Origin of the sequence: Actinomadura miaoliensis, assembly GCF_039536785.1 — a bacterium.
In the GTDB taxonomy this organism is placed as follows: Bacteria; Actinomycetota; Actinomycetes; order Streptosporangiales; family Streptosporangiaceae; genus Spirillospora; species Spirillospora miaoliensis.
In genome coordinates, this window is the sequence record NZ_BAAAZG010000012.1 from 157,624 (window position 1) to 176,422 (window position 18,799).

The window sequence follows — 18,799 nt, forward strand, 5'->3', positions numbered from 1 at the left end:
GCCCGACCCGGCCGGCGCCGCGGCGGCCCGGCGGCGCAGGGCGGCACGAGCGGCCCGGACGGTCAGCCCCGTCGCCGCGAACGCCGCAAGCCCCGCCGCCGCCAGCGTCCGGTTCTGCCGCCTGATCCGCTCGGGGATCCGCGCGTACGGCACGGTGCTGAACGACACCAGCTCGTAACGCGACACGTACCGGCCCGGCAGCCGCCGCTCCAGCGCGTGCTGGGCGGCCTGGCCGAGCCGGAACGCCGGGGAGGCGACCCGGTCGCGCATCTCGACGAAGTTGTCCAGCGCCATCTCCGCGATCGCGTCGGTGTTGGGCTTGCGCCGCTCCTGGTAGATCGACAGCGCGCGCCGCCAGTTCCCGCCGGTCTCCTCCAGGCAGCGGTCGATCTCGACGCAGTCCTCGAACGCGCAGTTGGCGCCCTGCCCGTAGAACGGCACGATCGCGTGCGCCGCGTCGCCCAGCAGCGCCACCGTCGCGCCCCTGCCGTACCGCACCCACGGCCAGCACCGCACCGTCACCAGCGACCCGACGGGGTTGTGCGCGAAGTCGTCGGCCAGGTTCGGCATGAGCCCGGCCACGTCGGGATAGCGGGCCCGGAAGTGCTCGCGCACCCGGCGCGGCGTGTCCAGGGCGTCGAAGTCGGCCTTCGGCCAGAACAGCGTGCAGGTGAACGAGCGGTCCAGGTTCGGCAGCGCGATCATCATGGCGTTGCCGCGCGGCCAGATGTGCAGGGCGTCGGGGTCCAGCGCGAAGTCCCCGCCGGCCGTCGGCGGGATGGTCAGCTCCTTGTAGCCGTGCTCGAGGAAGTCCTGGGTGTGGGTGAACGGCTCGACGCCCTCGATCGTGCGGCGCGCCGCGCTGTAGGCGCCGTCGCCGGCCAGCACCACGCCGGCGTCCTCGGTGACCACGCCGTCCGGCGTCTCCAGCGTCAGCCGTCCCTTGGCGGCGTCGACGTTGGTGAGCCGGTGCCCGAAGCGCACCGTCACGCCGGGGGTGGCCTCGGCGGCGTCCAGCAGCGCGATGTTCAGCTCGGCGCGGCTGATCGAGTTGATCGCGCGGGTGCCGTCGGCGCTGTAGCGCTGGAAGTTGCGGGCCCCGCCCAGCGGGTGCACCATCCGGCCGTGCATGGGCAGCGCCCGGGCGAGGGCCTCCTCGCGCAGCCCGACCTCCTCCAGCGCGGCCAGGCCGCGCGCGGAGATCGCCAGGTTGATGGACCGGCCGCGTTCGGGCCCGGCCACGCGCGGGTCGGGACGCCGCTCGTACACCGTCACCGGCACGCCGCGCCGGCCCAGCAGCGTGGCCAGCAGGCATCCGGCCAGGCCCGCCCCGACCACGGCCACGCTCTCCTCACGCGCCATCGACGGGCTCCTCCTCGATCTTCGACCGGACCTCCCACAGGTCCGGGAACGCGGGTACGAACAGCGTGGAGCGCAGGTAGTCGGCCCCGGCCGACCCGCCGGTGCCGAGCTTGGCGCCGATGGTGCGCTCGACCATCTTGACGTGCCGGTACCGCCACTCCTGCACGCCCTCGTCCACGTCGACCAGCGCCTCGCAGACCTCCGCCTCGGGGCGGCTGTCGTCGGCGTACACCGCCACCAGCACGTTCTGCACGCGCGGGTCGGGCTCCCACGGCCGCGCCGGGTCGCGGTCGAGGATGTCGGCGGGGACGGGGTGGCCGCGCCCCGCCAGGTAGCGCAGCAGCGAGTCCATCAGCGACGGGCGGCGCACGGTCTCCCGCAGCTCGGGGTCGTCGCGCAGGTCCGAGGCGGGGAACGCGCGGCGTCCCAGCACCGCCTCGATCCGCCGGAACTGGTCCGACTGGAACCCGCTGGAGGTGCCCAGGGCGTCGCGGAACGAGGCGAACTGCCGGGGCGTCATCGTCTCCAGCACGTCCAGCTGCCCCACCACCGTCTTGAGGATCTTGGCGATGCGGCGGGCGGTGTGCAGGGACCCGGCGCTGTTGCCGTCCTCCAGCCTGCGCTGCAGCAGCGCCGCCTCGTGCAGGATCTGCTTGAACCACAGCTCGTACACCTGGTGGATGACGACGAACAGCAGCTCGTCGTGCGCGCCGGTGCGCGGTTCCTGGCAGGTCAGGAGCCTGTCCAGCCGAAGGTAGGAGCCGTAGGTCAGGGGCTCCGGCTCACGAGGTGCGTCAGTCATCTCCCGCTCCAGCCCCGCCCCGGGCACGCCCGGCACCACGTCGTGCCGTTCCCCACCCGCCCGCGGTCCGGGGTTCACCACGGTATATACCGGGACAAGGCGCGCCGATCCAGTGCGGTGCCACCGCCCCGGCCACCGCACGGCCCCCGGGACGGGCGGCGCGGCTCACCACAGGCGCAGCGAACGGGTGAAGATCCCGGCGACGTCGTCCTCGGTCACCGGGCGCGGCGCTATGGCCAGCAGACGCTGCTGCTTCATCGTGCCCGCCACCAGGTCCGGCACGTCGGCCTCGGTGTAGCCGACCGCCCCCACCCCGTCCGGGATGCCGATGTCGCGCATCAGCGCCAGCAGCGCCCGCGGCAGGTGCTCGGCCGGGTCGTCCGGACGCTCCAGCCCGGGTGCGAGCAGCTCCGCCGCCCGCACGTGCCGCTCCGGGCACGCCTCGAAGGTGAACCGGAACGCCTCCGGCGCGGTCAGCGACACCGCCATGCCGTGCGGCACCAGCGGCTCGCCGCCGGGGTAGCCGGACGGGCGGAACCCGCGGACGCGGCCCGCGATCGGGTAGGCGTTGGCGTGCGGGACGTGCACGCCCGCGTTGCCGAACCCGAGCCCGGCGAACGTCGCGGCCAGCGCCATGTCGCCGCGGGCGCGGGTGTCGTCGCCGTCGCGCACGGCGGCGCGGAACGACCGCGCGATCAGCGTCAGCGACCTCTCCGACCACATGTCGGAGATCGGGTTGGCGCCGCAGTACGGCACGCGCTGCTCGGGCGCCTTGCGGTCGAACGCGTCGTACGGCCGCGCCGTGTACGACTCCAGGGCGTGGCAGACGATGTCCATCCCCGACGACGCGGTCACCCCGGCGGGCTGGCTGACCGTCAGGCCGGGGTCCACCACGGCCAGGGCGGGACGCAGCGCCGGATGGCTGATGCCGGTCTTGACCTTCAGCTCCAGCACGTCCAGCACGCACACCGTGGTGCTCTCGGCGCCGGTGCCCGTGGTGGTCGGCACGGCCACCAGCGGCAGCAGCGGCCGGGCGGGGGCGCGCCCCGCGCCGACCGGCGGGTTGAGGTAGTCCGCCAGGTCGCCCTCGTTGGTGATCAGCAGGTCGACGGCCTTGGCGGTGTCGATGCTGGACCCGCCGCCGACCGCCACGATCGCGTCGTAGGGGCCGGTGTCGCGGGCGTGCGCGACGGCCCGGCGCAGGCTCTCGTCGGTCGGCTCCACGCGCACGCCGTCGAACACCGTCGCCGTCACGTCGTAGGCCTTCATGGCGTCCGCGACGCGCTGCGGGGCGCCGGTCGCGGCCACCCCCGGGTCGGTCACCACCAGCGCCCGCCGCGCCCCGTACCGGGCCAGGTCGTAGCCGATCTCGTCGGCCGCGCCGGGCCCGAACTTCAGCTGCGGCGCGCCGTAGGTGAAGACGGTCTCGTTCGCCACGCCGGCACCCCCTCCCATGTCCTGCCGCCCATGATCCCCTCTCACGCTCGCACCGCGCGCGGGGAAGTCAACGCCCGGCCCGCGGCCGGGGCGGCTCCGGGGGGACCTCGCCGGCCGCGGCGCGCACGGCGCGCAGCACGGCGGTGACCTGCTCGGCCTGCTCGGCGGTCAGGTCCGCCAGCCCGAACGACGCCTCGTGCAGGGCGCGGGTGGCGTCCTCGGCCAGCTCGCGGCCGGCGGGGGTGATCTCGGCGAGGACCACGCGGCGGTCGTCGGGGGAGGGGCGGCGCTGGACCAGGCCCCGGCGCTCCAGCCGTCCGATGACGTTGGTGACCGACGCCGGGTGCACCATCAGCCGCGCCCCCATCTTGCCCATGGGCAGGGCGCCGGTGCGGGTGAAGGCCAGCAGGCGCAGCGCCTCGTAGGCGGCGAACGTCAGGCCGTGCGGTTTGAGGACGGTCTCGATGCGGGCGAGCAGCAGCTGCTGGACGCGCATCACCGACGTGACCGCGGCCATCCGGTCGGCGTGCTCGGGCCAGCGCGCGCTCCACTGCCGGTGCGCCTCGGCGATGGGGTCGGGAACGGGCACCGCCTCACCGTATCCGCCGCCCGGAGCCTTGACCGCGTCGCGCATGCGAATTACTTTAGCTTCCAAATATTGGACTTCCAAGGGCTTGGTGAGCGGCCCACAGACGATCGCGAGGTGGCTCATGCACGTCCCGGCGCGCCCGGTGCGGTTCGTGACGGCGGCGGCCCTGTTCGACGGGCACGACGCGGCGATCAACATCATGCGGCGGATCCTGCAGTCGCAGGGGGCCGAGGTGGTCCACCTGGGCCACGACCGGTCCGTGCGCGAGGTGGTGGACGCGGTCCTGGAGGAGGACGCCCACGGCGTGGCGATCAGCTCCTACCAGGGCGGCCACGTGGAGTACTTCGAGTACCTGGCGCGGCTGCTGCGCGAGTCCGGCGCCGGGCACGTCAAGATCTTCGGCGGCGGGGGCGGCGTGATCGTCCCGGACGAGATCGCCCGGCTGGCCGACTCCGGCGTGCGCATCTTCTCCCCGCAGGACGGGCAGCGGCTCGGCCTGCCCGGAATGATCAACGAGCTGATCCGCGACTGCGACGCCGAACTGCCGCCCGAGCCGGTGGAGGGCGTGCTGGCGGGGGAGCGGCGCGCCCTGGCCCGCGCCATCACCTGCCTGCAGGAGGGCCGGCTGCCCGACCGCGACCGCGAGGTCATCGCCGAGGCCGCGTCCCGCCGCGCCGTCCCCGTCCTCGGCATCACCGGCACCGGCGGCTCCGGCAAGTCGTCCCTCACCGACGAGCTGGTGCGCCGGCTGCGCGTCGACCAGCAGGACAAGCTGCGCGTGGCGGTGCTGGCGGTCGACCCGACCCGGCGCCGCGGCGGCGGCGCGCTGCTCGGCGACCGCATCCGGATGAACTCCCTGGACGGCGACCACGTGTTCTTCCGCTCGCTGGCCACCCGCGGCGGCCGCGAGCTGCCGGACCGCATCGAGGACATCGTCGCCGCCTGCCGCGCCGCCGGATACGACCTGGTCATCCTGGAGACCCCCGGCATCGGGCAGGGCGACGCCGCGATCGTCCCGCTGGCCGACGTCGCGCTGTACGTGATGACGCCCGAGTTCGGCGCCGCGTCCCAGCTCGAGAAGATCGACATGCTGGACTTCGCCGACGTGGTGGCGATCAATAAGTTCGAACGGCGCGGCGCCGCCGACGCCCTGCGCGACGTGTCGCGCCAGCTGGTGCGCAACCGCGAGGCGTTCGGATCGCGGCCCGAGGACATGCCGGTGTTCGGCACCAGCGCCGCCACCTTCAACGACGACGGCGTCACCGCCCTCTACCAGCACCTGACCGGGCTGCTGGCCGAGCACGGCCTGCACCTGGAACCCGGCACGCTGCCCAGGGCCGACACCCGCGTGTCCACGGGCGCCGCGCAGATCATCCCGCCCGCCCGCGCGAACTACCTCGCCGAGATCGCCCAGACCGTCCGCGGCTACCACGCCGAGACGGCCCGCCAGGTCGAGGCCGTGCGGCGCGCGCAGCGCCTGGCGGCCGTGCGCGAGGAGCTGACCGGCGACGCCGCCGACGAGGTCGGCCGGCTGCTGGAGGACGCCCGCCGCGCCGTCTCCGCCGACAGCGCCGCGCTGGTCGAGCAGTGGCCGAAGGTCGTCGAGGCCTACTCCGGCGAGGAGCAGGTCGTCCGCGTCCGCGACAAGGAGCTGCGGACCAGGCTGACCCGCGAGACCCTGTCGGGCAGCCGCATCCCGCGCGTCGCGCTGCCCCGCTACCAGGACCACGGCGAGCTGCTGCGGTTCCTGCGCGCGGAGAACCTGCCCGGCCGGTTCCCCTTCACCGCCGGGGTGTTCCCGTTCAAGCGCGACAACGAGGACCCGGCGCGGATGTTCGCCGGCGAGGGCGACCCGTTCCGCACCAACCGCCGCTTCAAGCTGCTGTCGGAGGGCCAGCCCGCCACCCGCCTGTCCACCGCGTTCGACTCGGTGACGCTGTACGGCCGCGACCCCGGCGAGCGTCCCGACGTCTACGGCAAGGTCGGCACCTCCGGCGTCTCCATCGCCACGCTGGACGACATGAAGGCGCTCTACGACGGCTTCGACCTGTCCGCGCCGACCACCTCCGTGTCGATGACGATCAACGGCCCGGCGCCCACCATCCTGGCGTTCTTCCTCAACACCGCGATCGACCAGGGGCTGGACGCCTTCCGCGCCGAGCACGGCCGCGAACCCACCGCGCAGGAGGCCGCCGACATCCGGGCGCGGGTGCTGTCGACGGTGCGCGGCACCGTGCAGGCCGACATCCTCAAGGAGGACCAGGGCCAGAACACCTGCATCTTCTCCACCGAGTTCTCGCTGCGGATGATGGCCGACATCCAGGAATGGTTCATCGCCAACAAGGTCCGCAACTTCTACTCGGTGTCCATTTCCGGGTACCACATCGCCGAGGCCGGGGCGAACCCGATCAGCCAGCTGGCGTTCACGCTGGCCAACGGCTTCACCTACGTCGAGTCGTATTTGGCGCGGGGCATGGACGTCGACGACTTCGCGCCCAACCTGTCGTTCTTCTTCTCCAACGGCATGGACCCCGAATACAGCGTCATCGGCCGGGTCGCCCGCCGCATCTGGGCGATCGCCATGCGCGAGCGGTACGGCGCCAACGAGCGCAGCCAGAAGCTGAAGTACCACATCCAGACGTCGGGCCGTTCCCTGCACGCCCAGGAGATGAACTTCAACGACATCCGCACGACGCTGCAGGCCCTCATCGCCATTTACGACAACTGCAACAGCCTGCACACCAACGCCTACGACGAGGCCGTCACCACCCCCACCGCCGAGTCGGTGCGCCGCGCCCTGGCCATCCAGCTCATCATCAACAGGGAGTGGGGCCTGGCGATGAACGAGAACCCGCTGCAGGGCTCGTTCGTCATCGAGGAGCTGACCGACCTGGTGGAGGAGGCGGTGCTGGCCGAGTTCGACCGCATCAGCGAGCGCGGCGGGGTGCTGGGCGCCATGGAGACCGGCTATCAGCGCGGCCGCATCCAGGACGAGTCGATGCTGTACGAGCGGCGCAAGCACGACGGCTCCCTGCCGATCATCGGCGTCAACACCTTCCGCAACCCCGACGGCGACGACGCGGCGGACGGGCCGCTGGAGCTGGCGCGCGCCACCGAGGAGGAGAAGCGCTCGCAGCTGGAGCGCGTCCGCGCCTTCCAGGACCGCCACCGCGAGGACGCCCAGGCCGCCCTGGCGGCGTTGAAGGAGGCCGCCCGGTCCGGGGAGAACGTGTTCGCGGTGCTGATGGACGCGGCGCGGGTGTGCAGCCTCCAGCAGATCACCGAGGCGTTCTTCGAGGTCGGGGGCCAGTACCGGCGCAACGTGTGATGGCCGTCCCGCCGCACGCCGTCCCGCTCGACGACACCGGCGCGCCCGTGCCCGTCCCGGACCGGGTGCGCCGGGTGGTGTCGCTGGTGCCGTCGCTGACCGAGACGGTCGCGGTGACGGCGCCCGGCCTGCTGGCCGGCGCCACCGACTGGTGCACCCACCCGCCTGGCCTGGACGTCACGCGGGTGCGCGGCACCAAGAACCCCGACCTGGAACGCGTCGCCGCCCTGCGTCCCGACGTCGTGCTCGGCAACGCCGAGGAGAACCGCCCCGCCGACGTCGCGGCGCTGCGCGCGGCCGGGATCGCGGTGTGGATGACCGACATCCGCACCGTCGGCCAGGCCCTGACCTCGCTGCGCCGCATGCTCGCCGAGGCCTGCCGCGTCCCCGTCCCCGCCTGGCTGGACGAGGCCGCCCGCGCGTGGGCGGCGCCGCCCGTTCCGCCGCGCCGCCGGACGGCGGTCGTCCCGGTGTGGCGGCGGCCGTGGATGGTCGTCGGCCGCGACACCTTCACCGGCGACGTGCTGTCACGGCTCGGCGTGGACAACCTCTACGCCGCCCATCCCGACCGCTACCCCAAGATCGGCATCGACGAGCTGACCGCCGCCGGCGCCGACCTGGTGGTGCTGCCGGACGAGCCGTACCGCTTCACCGCCGACGACGGCCCCGAATGCTTCCCCGGCGTCGACGTCGCCCTGGTCGACGGCCGCCACCTCACCTGGTACGGCCCGTCGCTGGTGGACGCGCCGCGCGTGCTGGCCGCCCAGCTCGCCGCCGTGCTGCGCCGCTGACCCGGGACGGCTCAGGCGGGCGGAGACGGCTCAGGCGCGCGGCCCGCCCGCCACGTAGATCACCTGGCCGGACACGAACGAGGCGTCGTCGCCGACCAGGAACGCCACCACCCCGGCGATGTCGCCGGGCACGCCGACCCGCCGCACCGGGATCTCCCTGGCGGCCGCGGCCTTGAAGTCCTCGAAGTCCACGCCCATGCGCGCCGCGGTCGCCGCCGTCATCTCGGTGGCGATGAACCCGGGCGCGATCGCGTTCACCGTCACCCCGAACCGGCCCAGCTCGATCGCGAGGGTCTTGGTGAAGCCCTGCAGGCCCGCCTTGGCCGCCGAGTAGTTGGCCTGGCCGCGGTTGCCCAGCGCCGAGGTGCTCGACAGGTTGACGATCCGGCCCCAGCCCGCCTCGGTCATGTGCGCCTGCACGGCCCGGCTCATCAGGAACGCGCCGCGCAGGTGCACGGCCATGACCGCGTCCCAGTCGTCGTCGGACATCCTGAACAGCAGGTTGTCGCGGATGATCCCGGCGTTGTTGACCAGCACCACCGGCGGCCCCAGCTCGGCCGCCACCCGGTCGACCGCCGCCCGCACGGCCTGCGCGTCCGACACGTCCACCCCGACGGCCAGCCCCCGGCCGCCCGCCCGGTCGATCTCCGCGACCGTGCCCGCGCACGCCGCCTCGTCCAGGTCGCACACCGCGACGGCGAACCCGTCGACCGCCAGCCGCACCGCCGTCGCCGCGCCGATGCCGCGCGCCGCGCCCGTGACGATGGCGACCCTGCTCCCGGCCATTGCGCCTCCTCGGTTCCCGCCGCGTGTCCGGCCGACGCCAACCTAATTGGAATCTCGTTCTAGAATCAAGCGCCGTGCGCCCAGGACGCCCCCGGCGTCCACGAGTCCGGGATGGCCCCGCGCGGCGGTGTACGTGCCTGTGAGGGGCCGGTGGGCGCGGCCGGCAAGATCGGGTGGGCGTGCCGCCGGCGAACGCTCCACGGCGCCCTGAGCGCGGCGCCGCACGACGCCCCGCGCGTGCACCGTGCGGAGGCGCCGCGAGACGCGGGAAGAAGGCGCCGAAACGTGTTGGCCGGGTCCGGTCAGCGACGGGGAACCGCGCGGCCGCCACGTCCGTTCGTCACAGTGGAACGCGCATGATCGGGAGAGCGGAACCCAGTGCCCGCAAAGAGAAAGCGACGCCGGGTGGATACGGGGGCAATCCACCCGGCGTCGCATCATCGGTGTTCCGACGGGGGCCCGGAACACCGGCACGGGCGCTCCGACGGGGGACCAGAGCGCCGAGACAAATCGTACACCGAACCCCCCCGCCCTTAGTCAAGAGAAAGTCACGACCCGATTTCCGGACCATGTCCGGAAATCGGCTTCCGGTTCGTGCTTTCGTCGGTGAAGCGGGCGGTCGGCTGCGGCTCGCGGCCGCCGTTGGCGAAGATCACGCTGATGTACGGCAGGAACAGCGCGCCCACCACCAACAGGACCACCAGCCACAGCGGCGCGCCGAGCATCGCCGAGAGCACCGCTCCCACGAAGCAGCCCGTCCGGATCCCCATCGAGATCAGGTAGCGGCGCTGCCGGTAGCTGATGTCCTCCGACATCGGCTTGGGCGCGTCGGTCACCGTGTAGACCGCGGCGCGCCTGCGGGGAATGACCTTCACATTTCCACGGTACGCCCGTGGGAGCAGGACGGCGACACCAGGGGGAAACACCAGGGAAGGGGACCCACATGACCGACCACACCTACCGGGTGACCGAGATCGTCGGCAGCTCGCCGGAGTCCGTCGACGCCGCCATCCGCAACGCCGTCGCCCGCGCCGCGCAGACCCTGCGCCACCTGGACTGGTTCGAGGTCACCGAGATCCGCGGCGACCTCGCGCAGGGCGAGGTCGCGCACTATCAGGTGGGGCTGAAAGTGGGCTTCAGGTTGGAGGATGCTTGACCGCGCATTGGTGACACATAGTATGTGAATCGTCACAGCCGGGAGTGCGGCCCCGTTGCAGCGAGGTCACTGAGACCCGCAGCCAGCTGGAGGATGGCCAGTCCACCGCGGTCCCGGCTGTGACGATCTCCGCGTCGGCTACGTCGCCTGGCTGACGGTGGACATGTGGAAGTCGCCCACGCGCACCGGCGGCATGGCGGCGCGGGTGAAGTAGTCCGACCACTCGCGCGGCAGCGTGGGGGCCGTGGCGCCGACCTCGGTGAGCCGCGACAGCAGGTCCACCGGGCTCTCGTTGAAGCGGAAGTTGTTGACCGCCCCGACGACCTCGCCGTTCTCGACGAGGTAGACGCCGTCGCGGGTGAGACCGGTGAGCAGCAGCCGCTGCGGGTCCACCTCGCGGATGTACCACAGGCAGGTCAGCAGCAGGCCGCGCTCGGTGCGCGCCACCATGTCCTCCAGCGACGCCCCGCCGTCCCGGCCCCCGCTCATGACCAGGTTGTCGATGCCGGGGGTGAGCGGCAGGCCGGTGCGCTCGGCGGACCGGCGGGTCTGGGTGAGCGCGGTGAGCGTGCCGTCGGCGATCCAGTCGGTGGCCGACAGCGCCAGGCCGTTGTCGAACACCGACGCCTCGCGGCTGGAGGCGTGCGCGATGACGAACGGCGCGCACTCCAGTCCCGGCGCGGCCGGGTCGCTGGACAGCCGCACCGGCAGGCTCGCCAGCTTCTCCCCGACGCGGGTGCCGCCGCCGGGGGCGCTGAACACGGTGCTGCCGTCGTGGGCGTCCTGCGCCCCCGCCGACCAGTACAGGTAGATCATCAGGTCGGCGACGGCGCTGGGCGGCAGGATCGTCTCGTAGCGGCCCGCGGGCAGGTCGACGCGGCGGGCGCCCCAGTCCAGGCGGCGCGCCAGGTCGGCGGCGACGCCGGGCACGTCCACGTCGGTGAAGTCGCGGGTGCCGACGCCCGCCCACGCAGAGCCGCCCCGCTCGTCCTTGGCGTTCAGCTCCAGCAGCCCGGTGGGCTGGTCGTGGCGCAGCCGCAGCCCCGCCGAGGTGCCGAGGAAGGTGGAGGTCACCATGTGGTTGGCGAACCCGTACAGGCGGCGCCCGGCGGCCTCGGCGGCGGCGAACGCCTCGCCCAGCGCGGGCGCGACGCCGGTGAACACGCCGATGCCGGTCTCGGCCGGGTCGTCGTCCCAGCGGGTGCCGGGCGCGGTGCCGCTCACCAGCGGCGCGGCGTCCTCGGCGGGCTCGTTGCCGGCGGCGACGGCCTCGGCGGCGCGCACCAGCTCCTCGACGTCGCCGGCGCCGACGGCGGCCCGCGACACCACGCCGGCGGCGACGCCCTCGGCGGTGCCGCGCAGCGCGATCACGGTGAGCCGGTTGGAGCGGGTCACGCCGTTGGTGGTCAGCGTGTTGCCCGCCCAGCGCAGGTTGGCGGTGCTGGACTCGTCGGCGATGACCACGCAGTCGTCGGTGCGGGACAGCTCGAGCGCCCGTTCGACGGCCTCCTGCGGCCTCATCGTGCTCACTGCCCGGCCTCCTTGCGCGCGTTGAGGATGTTGACCCCGCGGAACAGCGCCGACGGGCAGCCGTGGCTGACCGGGGCGACCTGCCCGGGCTGGCCCTTGCCGCAGTTGAACGCGCCGCCCAGCACGTAGGTGCCGGGCCCGCCGACGGCCTCCATGGAGTTCCAGAAGTCGGTGGTGGTGGCCTGGTAGGCCACGTCGCGCAGCTGCCCGGCCAGCCGCCCCTTCTCGATGCGGTAGAAGCGCTGCCCGGTGAACTGGAAGTTGTAGCGCTGCATGTCGATCGACCAGCTCTTGTCGCCGACGATGTAGATGCCGCGTTCGACGCCGGAGATCAGCTCGTCGGTGGACGGCCCGTCCGGCGCGGGCCGCAGCGACACGTTCGCCATGCGCTGCAGCGGCATGCTGGAGGAGGAGTCGGCGAACGCGCAGCCGTTGGAGCGTTCGGCGCCGGTGAGGCGGGCGATGCGCCGGTCCAGCTGGTAGCCGGTGAACATGCCCTCGGAGATGATGTCGAACGACTGCGTCTCCACGCCCTCGTCGTCGTAGCCGATGGTGGCCAGGCCGTGCTCGGCGGTGCGGTCGCCGGTGACGTTCATGACGGGCGACCCGTAGCGCAGGCGGCCGAGCTTGTCGGGGGTGGCGAACGAGGTGCCCGCGTAGGCGGCCTCGTAGCCCAGGGCGCGGTCGAGTTCGGTGGCGTGCCCGATCGACTCGTGGATGGTGAGCCACAGGTTGGACGGGTCGATCACCACGTCGTAGGCGCCCGGGTCCACCGACGGCGCCGCCAGCTTCTCGGCCAGCAGTTCCGGCAGCCGCGCCAGCTCGCCGTCCCAGTCCCAGTGCGCGCCGGTCAGCCATTCCCAGCCGTACCCGGCGGGCGGCGCCAGCGTGCGCATGGTGTCGAACGCGCCGTCGGCGATGCCCACCGCGTTGATCGCCGGGTGCAGCCGGACGCGCTGCTGGGTGGTGACGGTCCCGGCCAGGTCGGCGAAGAACTTGTTCTCCTTGACCTGCAGCAGTGCGGCGTCGACGTGCTGCACGCGGGGGTCGTCCAGCAGGCGGCGGCTCCAGTCGGCCAGCAGCGCCACCTTCTCGGCGGTGGGCACGGCGAACGGGTCGACCTCGTAGGACGACACCCAGGTGCGCTCGCCGTGCACCGGCTCGGGCGCCAGCTCGATGGGCTCGCGGTTGACCGCCGCGGCGACCGCGGCGACCTCCACCGCCTGCGCGGCCACCCGGGCGGCGCCGGCGGTGCTCAGGTCGATGCCGGCGGCGAAGCCCCAGGTGCCGTTCTTGACCACGCGGACCGACAGGCCCAGGTCGTCGGCGTCCAGCGCGGTCTCCAGCGCGGCGTCGTGCAGGCGCAGGGTCTGGCTGCGGATGCGCTCCAGCCGGAAGTCGGCGTGCTCGCAGCCCAGCTCGCGGGCCCGGGTCAGCGCCGCGTCGGCGAGCTCGCGCAGGGGGAGCGCGGTGAAGTCGGGATCGATGTCGTGCACCTTCCGCAACCTACCCCCTAACCCGCCCGGACCGGCGGGGGCCGCGGGGCCGTCCGGACCTCCGGTGGATCGGGGTGGAACAAAGGGCGGGACGCGGATCTTGTGGGGCTCGCACATCCGCGTTACCGGCGGTAGGTCGATACGCTCGGCTCGCTGTGGTGAGTCGATGAAGGGTACGAGATGAGTCGCTCTGTCCTCGTGACCGGCGGGAACCGGGGCATCGGGCTGGCGGTCGCGCGGGAGCTGTCGGCCGCGGGCGATGCGGTGGCGGTGACCTACCGGTCGGGCGAGCCGCCCGAGGGCCTGTTCGGCGTGCGCTGCGACGTGACCAGCATGGAGGACGTCGACGCCGCGTTCGGCAAGGTCGAGGCGGAGCAGGGGCCGGTGCAGGTGCTGGTCGCCAACGCCGGGATCACCGACGACACCCTGCTGGCGATCATGAGCGAGGAGTCGTTCACCTCCGTCCTGGACACCAACCTGACCGGCGCCTACCGGGTCGCCAAGCGCGCGGTGAAGGGCATGATGCGCAAGCGCGGCGGCCGGATCGTGCTGGTGTCGTCGGTGGTGGGGCTGCTCGGGTCGGCCGGCCAGTCCAACTACGCCGCCTCCAAGGCGGGCCTGGTGGGCTTCGCCCGGTCGCTGGCCCGCGAGCTGGGCTCGCGCAACATCACCGTCAACGTGGTCGCGCCCGGCTTCGTCGACACCGACATGACCGCCGCGCTCAGCGAGGACCAGCAGAGCGCGATCAAGAAGGCGATCCCGCTGGGCCGGGTGGCGCAGCCGGACGAGGTGGCCAAGGCCGTGCGGTTCCTGGCCAGCGACGACGCCGCCTACATCACCGGGGCCGTGATCCCGGTGGACGGCGGCCTGGGAATGGGGCACTGACCGATCATGGGCATCCTGGAAGGCAAGCGGATCCTGGTCACCGGCGTCCTCACCGACGCCTCCATCGGCTTCCACGTGGCGCGCGTGGCGCAGGAGGAGGGCGCGCGGGTGGCGCTGACCGCCTACCCGCGTCCCACGCTCACCCAGCGCACCGCCAAGCGGCTGCCGTCGGGGCCGGACGACCCGCCGCCCGTCATCGAGCTGGACGTCACCAGCACCGAGGACCTGGACGCGCTGGCCGGGCGGCTGCGCGAGCACGGGTTCGACCGGCTGGACGGCGTGGTGCACGCCATCGGGTTCGCGCCGCAGACCGCGCTGGGCGGCACGTTCCTGGACACGCCGTGGGAGGACGTGGCCACCGCGCTGCACGCCTCGACGTACTCGCTGAAGTCGCTCACCATGGCGTGCCTGCCGCTGATGGAGCAGGGCGGGTCGGTGGTCGGCCTGGACTTCGACGCCACCAAGGCCTGGCCGGTGTACGACTGGATGGGCGTGGCCAAGGCGGGCCTGGAGTCGTGCTCGCGTTACCTGGCCAAGTACCTGGGGCCGAAGAACATCCGGGTGAACCTGGTGTCGGCCGGGCCGCTGGCCACGATGGCGGCCAAGAGCATCCCCGGCTTCGGGGGGCTGACCGAGATGTGGCCGCAGGCCGCGCCGCTCGGCTGGGACATCAAGGACAGCGAGCCCACCGCGCGCGCGGTGGTGGCGCTGCTGTCGGACTGGTTCCCGGCCACCACGGGCGAGATCGTCCACGTGGACGGCGGCCTGCACGCCGTCGGCGCCCCCGAGCCCGACCTGGACTGACCCCCGGCCGCCCAGCGTCCACACACACGGGCGGCCTAACGTGTCCGCGTGGTCTGACCTGCGCGGGTGGTCTGACCTGCGCGGGTGGTCTGACCTGCGCGGGTGGTCTGACCTGCGCGGGTGGTCTGACCTGCGCGGGTGGTCTGACCTGCGCGGGCGGCTGACGTGCGCGGGGTGGGGCTAGCGTGCGCGGGGAGGGGGCAGGGGGCGGGCGCGGCGGAAGCGGCGGGCCATCACGCTGGCGTTGAGCGCCGCGACGGCTCCGGCGGCGCCCGAGGCGGCGGCCACCCACGCCGTGGTGGCGCCGTCGTCGTGGGCGGAGGCGGCCGCGGGCGACACGAGCCGCGTGTCCGGCATGACGGTGCCGTCAGCGGGGTCGGCGACCCGCGGTGACGGCAGCAGCCCGGGCAGGTTCGCCGGGGCGCCGGGGGAGTAGGGCCGCACGCTGCGGGGGTCGGTGAGCGGCGCGGGCACCGACGGCGCCCGCACACCCGGGCCCGTGCCGCCCGAGCGCGGGCCGGATCCGGTTCCGGGACGTGGCGCCTTCCGCTTGTCGCCCCCGGAGCCGCTGCGGTCGCCGCCGCCGCCGTCGCCCGGCTTGGGCTTCGGTGCGGGCTTCGGCTTGGACGGGGTGGGGGACGGCGCCGGCGAGGTCGTCGGCTGCTTGGGCGTGAGGCCCTCGCGGATGTTGTCGAGCTGGCACTTCCAGTTGTCGACCGTGCTGGCCGGGTCGGTGCCCTTCGGGCACGGCCTGGGGGCGGCGGCCGCGTGTGCGTGGGCGGCCTGCGCGCCGCCCAGCAGCACCAACGCCATCGTGCCCGCCGATACCGCGCCGATTCGTGTGAGGCGCCGCTGCCGGTGCATGTGTTCTTCCGCCTTCCGCCCGAAGCCGATGTAAGTGTGCGCTTATGGTTCCTTGGAAGACGCACGCGTAAACACCGGCACGGGCGGTTTCCTCCGCCCCCGGACTCCGTTACCGCACCACCAGCCGCGCCAGCCTGGTGCGTCTCCCGGGGGCGTCCACCTCGCGGACGGCCCTGGCCAGGGCGGGCCCGGCGGCCTGCACGACCGACAGGTGACGCAGCGCCAGCCCGAACGCGGTGGCCACCATCGGCCGCGACAGGCCCGCCTCCGCGTCGTCGGTCATGACGGCCACCACGGCGGGGTGGCGTGTTGCGCGCGCCAGCGGCACCGGGGCGGCCCAGCCGTGCCGCAGCCGCGTGCTCAGCGCGGGAGGGATCGTGACGGTGCCGCCGGTGAACTCCACGTGCAGGCCGTCGGCGCCGGCGCCGGTGACCACGCCCGGCTCGCCCAGGGCGGCCTCGGGCAGCGGCACGGCCACGACGACGCGGTCGCCCGGGTCGAACCCGCCGAACTCGCCCGGCCCGGGGTTGAGACGGTTCTTCAGGGCGGCGTTGAGGGCCGCGACGCCCGCCTCCCCGGCTGCGGCGGCCGCGACCACCTGGACGTCCTCGGCGGGGATGCCGAGCGCCCGGGGGATCGAGTCGGTGACGAGCTGGACGGCGCGGTGCACCGCCTCGGCGCCGGACGCGGCGGGGACGATCACGACCTCCCGGCCGGGCGCGTCCACCGGGACCAGCTCGCCCGCGCGCACGGCGGCCGTCAGCGCCTGCAGCGGACCGGCCTCGACACCGGGTTCCAGCGTGACGACCGGCACGGTCTCCGAGGCCTCCAGGTCGTCCAGCGCCCGCCCGGGCCCGGCGGGCGGCAGCGCCCCCGGTTCGCCGCCCAGCACCAGGTGGGCGCTGTCCGGGCACGCCTCGACCAGCATGGCGGTCATCTCCACGTCCAGCGCGGCCGCGTCCGGCACCACCACCAGGTCCAGGTCGAGCGGGTGCTGCTCGCCGCGTCCGAACACCACCGTGCCCGGCGGGGCGGGCGGGGGCGCGGGACGGGGCTCCAGCAGCCGGTGCAGGCCGACGACCGTGCCCGCCGGGGCCGTGCCGCGCGCCAGCGCGGCGGCGGCGTGGTCGGTGGGGGTGACGACGGCGACGCGCAGGCCGTTGCCGGCGGCGACGGAGGCGATGCCGAGGGCGGTGCCCGCCAGGTCGCCGGGCGCGCCGCGCAGGACGCTGACGCCCGTGCGCAGCGCGGCGGTCAGCGCCAGGGAGCGGTCCTCGGGCAGGCCCTGCCGCGCCGCCTTGATCGTCGCGTCGTCCAGCAGCGGTGCGGCGGTGGCGGCCAGCCGCTGGAAGCCCTCGGCGGCGGCCTCCTCGGCCAGCGCCCACCGCGCCACGCCCAGCGACTCCTCCGGCTCGGGCGGCTCCTCCTCCAGCGCCTCCGGCGACTCCTCGTCGAACTCCGGCTCCTCGACCAGGGCGACCGCCTCGCCGGTGTCGAGCGCGCCGTCGATCGCCTGCCGCGCGTCCGGCACCCGCTGCGCGGCCAGCGCCGCCACCACGTCCGCGACGGGGGTGGCGGTGTGGCCCTGCCGGGCGGCCTCGGTCAGCAGGTGCAGCACCAGCGCGCGTCCCCGCCGGGGATCGTCGGGCCGCGCCTGGTCGCCCAGCAGCCGCCGGGCGAAGTGGTCGGCCTGCCGCGGCAGCACGCCCGGCACGCGCAGCAGCAGCCAGGGGTCGGCGCGCAGCCGTCCGGGGGCGTCGGCGCCGAGCCGCGCGGCGGCGCGCGGCACCAGCGCGGCGGGCACGCCGGTCGCCTCGAACAGCTGGGCCAGATCGGGCGCGGAGTCGGTCACGGGCCTCCCGTCAGTGCTCGCCCGCCCGGACCCGGCCCCCCGGGGGCAGGGCTTCGGGCGTGGTTCATGGCTCGGGCTTGTCGGATTCCGGTCCCGAGGGTGCCATGCGCGGCCGCACAGGTCACGGATGGGGCGCCGACATGTCGGACACGTCGTCCAGCGCCTCCCGGATCTCCTGGGGGAGCGTCAGCTTGTCGCTGCGCAGGGCCTGCCCCAGCTGCGCCGACGTACGCGCCCCCACGATCGGCGCGGCCACCCCGGGACGGTCGCGCACCCATGCCAGTGCCACGTCCAGCGGCGACACGCCCAGCCCCTCGGCGGCCGTCACCACCGACTCCACGATGCGGGCGCACTCCTCGTCCAGGTACGGATGGACGAACTCCGAAAGATGCGGCGCGGCCGCCCGCGAACCCGCCGGGATGCCGGTGCGGTACTTGCCGGTGAGCACCCCGCGGCCCAGCGGGGAGCAGGGCAGCACGCCCACCCCCGCGTCCAGCGCGGCGGGCAGCACCTCGCGTTCGATGTCGCGCCGCAGCAGCGAGTACTCCGCCTGCACCGACACGATGGGGGCGCGGCCCGGCCAGGCGCTCTGCCACGCCGCCGCCTTGGCCAGCTGCCACCCCGCGTAGTTCGACACCCCCGCGTACCGGGTGCGGCCGCTGGCCACCGCCTCGTCCACCGCCGACAGCGTCTCCTCCAGGGGCGTGGCCGGGTCGTACACGTGCAGCTGCCACAGGTCCACGTTGTCGACGTCCAGGCGGTCCAGGGACGCGTCCAGGGCGGCCAGCAGATGCCGCCGGGATCCGTCGTAGCGGCCGTCCGGGCGGATCGCAGACTTGGTCGCCAGCACGATCGACTCGCGGTCCACCACGTCGCGCAGCAGATGCCCGAGGATGCGTTCGCTGGCGCCCTCACTGTAGACGTCGGCGGTGTCGACCAGGGTGCCCCCCGCGTCCACGAACGCCGTCAGCTGCGCGGCCGCCTCGTCGGGCTCGGTGTCCTGCCCCCAGGTCATGGTGCCCAGGCCCAGCCGGGACACCAGCAGCCCGCTGCGCCCGAGGTGACGCTCTTCCATAGGCGGTCACAGTAGCGGCCCCGCCGATCGGTCCACCGCGCC

The 18,799-nt window shown here is 74.0% G+C and carries 16 protein-coding genes; 5 read left to right on the plus strand and 11 right to left on the minus strand.

Features of this window, described 5'->3' with window-relative positions; genetic code table 11:
• From ABD811_RS11400 to ABD811_RS11415, 4 genes are all read right to left on the minus strand, one after another.
• Nucleotides 1–1,362 (minus strand): FAD-dependent oxidoreductase (locus ABD811_RS11400; RefSeq protein WP_344945045.1); only part of this gene is annotated, 1,362 nt, incomplete at its 3' end.
• Entirely contained in the window at nucleotides 1,352–2,164 is an 813-nt protein-coding gene (locus tag ABD811_RS11405; protein WP_344945048.1) for a tryptophan 2,3-dioxygenase, read from the minus strand. The genes ABD811_RS11405 and ABD811_RS11400, both read right to left, overlap by 11 nt.
• A 165-nt stretch (nucleotides 2,165–2,329) precedes the next feature.
• Nucleotides 2,330–3,601, minus strand: a complete 1,272-nt coding sequence (locus ABD811_RS11410; protein WP_344945051.1) for a hydroxyacid-oxoacid transhydrogenase — start codon at nucleotides 3,599–3,601, stop codon at nucleotides 2,330–2,332.
• Nucleotides 3,602–3,668: 67 nt separating this feature from the next.
• Nucleotides 3,669–4,235, minus strand: coding sequence for a MarR family transcriptional regulator (locus tag ABD811_RS11415; RefSeq protein ID WP_344945053.1), 567 nt, complete (start codon nucleotides 4,233–4,235; stop codon nucleotides 3,669–3,671).
• Nucleotides 4,236–4,311: 76 nt separating this feature from the next.
• On the opposite strand from ABD811_RS11415, the gene icmF reads away from it, so the two are divergent.
• Together icmF and ABD811_RS11425 are read left to right on the plus strand one after the other, a co-directional pair.
• Nucleotides 4,312–7,518, plus strand: coding sequence for a fused isobutyryl-CoA mutase/GTPase IcmF (gene icmF / locus ABD811_RS11420; protein ID WP_344945055.1), 3,207 nt, complete (start codon nucleotides 4,312–4,314; stop codon nucleotides 7,516–7,518).
• Nucleotides 7,518–8,309 carry a helical backbone metal receptor gene (locus ABD811_RS11425; protein WP_344945058.1) on the plus strand — a complete coding sequence of 264 codons (792 nt, stop codon included), beginning with the start codon at nucleotides 7,518–7,520 and terminating at the stop codon, nucleotides 8,307–8,309. The genes icmF and ABD811_RS11425 overlap by 1 nt, the downstream gene beginning before the upstream one ends.
• A gap of 30 nt (nucleotides 8,310–8,339) precedes the next feature.
• On the opposite strand, the gene fabG is transcribed toward ABD811_RS11425, so the two are convergent.
• Both fabG and ABD811_RS11435 read right to left on the minus strand, forming a co-directional pair.
• Nucleotides 8,340–9,095 carry a 3-oxoacyl-ACP reductase FabG gene (fabG, locus tag ABD811_RS11430; protein ID WP_344945061.1) on the minus strand — a complete coding sequence of 252 codons (756 nt, stop codon included), beginning with the start codon at nucleotides 9,093–9,095 and terminating at the stop codon, nucleotides 8,340–8,342.
• Nucleotides 9,096–9,643: 548 nt separating this feature from the next.
• Nucleotides 9,644–9,931 carry a DUF3099 domain-containing protein gene (locus tag ABD811_RS11435; RefSeq protein WP_344945063.1) on the minus strand — a complete coding sequence of 96 codons (288 nt, stop codon included), beginning with the start codon at nucleotides 9,929–9,931 and terminating at the stop codon, nucleotides 9,644–9,646.
• A 107-nt stretch (nucleotides 9,932–10,038) separates the two neighbouring features.
• On the opposite strand from ABD811_RS11435, the gene ABD811_RS11440 reads away from it, so the two are divergent.
• Nucleotides 10,039–10,251: a dodecin gene (locus ABD811_RS11440; RefSeq protein WP_344945066.1), complete on the plus strand. Its 213-nt coding sequence runs from the start codon at nucleotides 10,039–10,041 to the stop codon at nucleotides 10,249–10,251.
• A 138-nt stretch (nucleotides 10,252–10,389) separates the two neighbouring features.
• Here the strand turns inward: ABD811_RS11440 and ABD811_RS11445 are convergent, their stop codons facing one another.
• The gene (locus tag ABD811_RS11445) at nucleotides 10,390–11,772 is read right to left on the minus strand and encodes a metallopeptidase TldD-related protein (protein ID WP_344945138.1); all 1,383 of its coding nucleotides are present in this window, start codon (nucleotides 11,770–11,772) and stop codon (nucleotides 10,390–10,392) included.
• A 5-nt stretch (nucleotides 11,773–11,777) separates the two neighbouring features.
• Nucleotides 11,778–13,277 carry a TldD/PmbA family protein gene (locus ABD811_RS11450; protein ID WP_344945069.1) on the minus strand — a complete coding sequence of 500 codons (1,500 nt, stop codon included), beginning with the start codon at nucleotides 13,275–13,277 and terminating at the stop codon, nucleotides 11,778–11,780.
• Between the two features lie 180 nt (nucleotides 13,278–13,457).
• On the opposite strand from ABD811_RS11450, the gene ABD811_RS11455 reads away from it, so the two are divergent.
• Complete coding sequence (locus tag ABD811_RS11455) at nucleotides 13,458–14,162, plus strand: beta-ketoacyl-ACP reductase (RefSeq protein WP_344945072.1); 705 nt, start codon at nucleotides 13,458–13,460, stop codon at nucleotides 14,160–14,162.
• 6 nt (nucleotides 14,163–14,168) lie between these two features.
• Complete coding sequence (fabI, locus tag ABD811_RS11460) at nucleotides 14,169–14,966, plus strand: enoyl-ACP reductase FabI (protein ID WP_344945074.1); 798 nt, start codon at nucleotides 14,169–14,171, stop codon at nucleotides 14,964–14,966.
• 180 nt (nucleotides 14,967–15,146) lie between these two features.
• Here fabI and ABD811_RS11465 read toward each other — a convergent pair whose 3' ends face one another.
• The 3 genes from ABD811_RS11465 to ABD811_RS11475 form a co-directional block, all read right to left on the minus strand.
• Complete coding sequence (locus ABD811_RS11465; RefSeq protein WP_344945077.1) at nucleotides 15,147–15,779, minus strand: hypothetical protein; 633 nt, start codon at nucleotides 15,777–15,779, stop codon at nucleotides 15,147–15,149.
• Between the two features lie 160 nt (nucleotides 15,780–15,939).
• Nucleotides 15,940–17,682, minus strand: coding sequence for a helix-hairpin-helix domain-containing protein (locus tag ABD811_RS11470; RefSeq protein WP_344945080.1), 1,743 nt, complete (start codon nucleotides 17,680–17,682; stop codon nucleotides 15,940–15,942).
• 121 nt (nucleotides 17,683–17,803) lie between these two features.
• Complete coding sequence (locus ABD811_RS11475; RefSeq protein WP_344945082.1) at nucleotides 17,804–18,757, minus strand: aldo/keto reductase; 954 nt, start codon at nucleotides 18,755–18,757, stop codon at nucleotides 17,804–17,806.
• Nucleotides 18,758–18,799 lie beyond the last annotated feature (42 nt).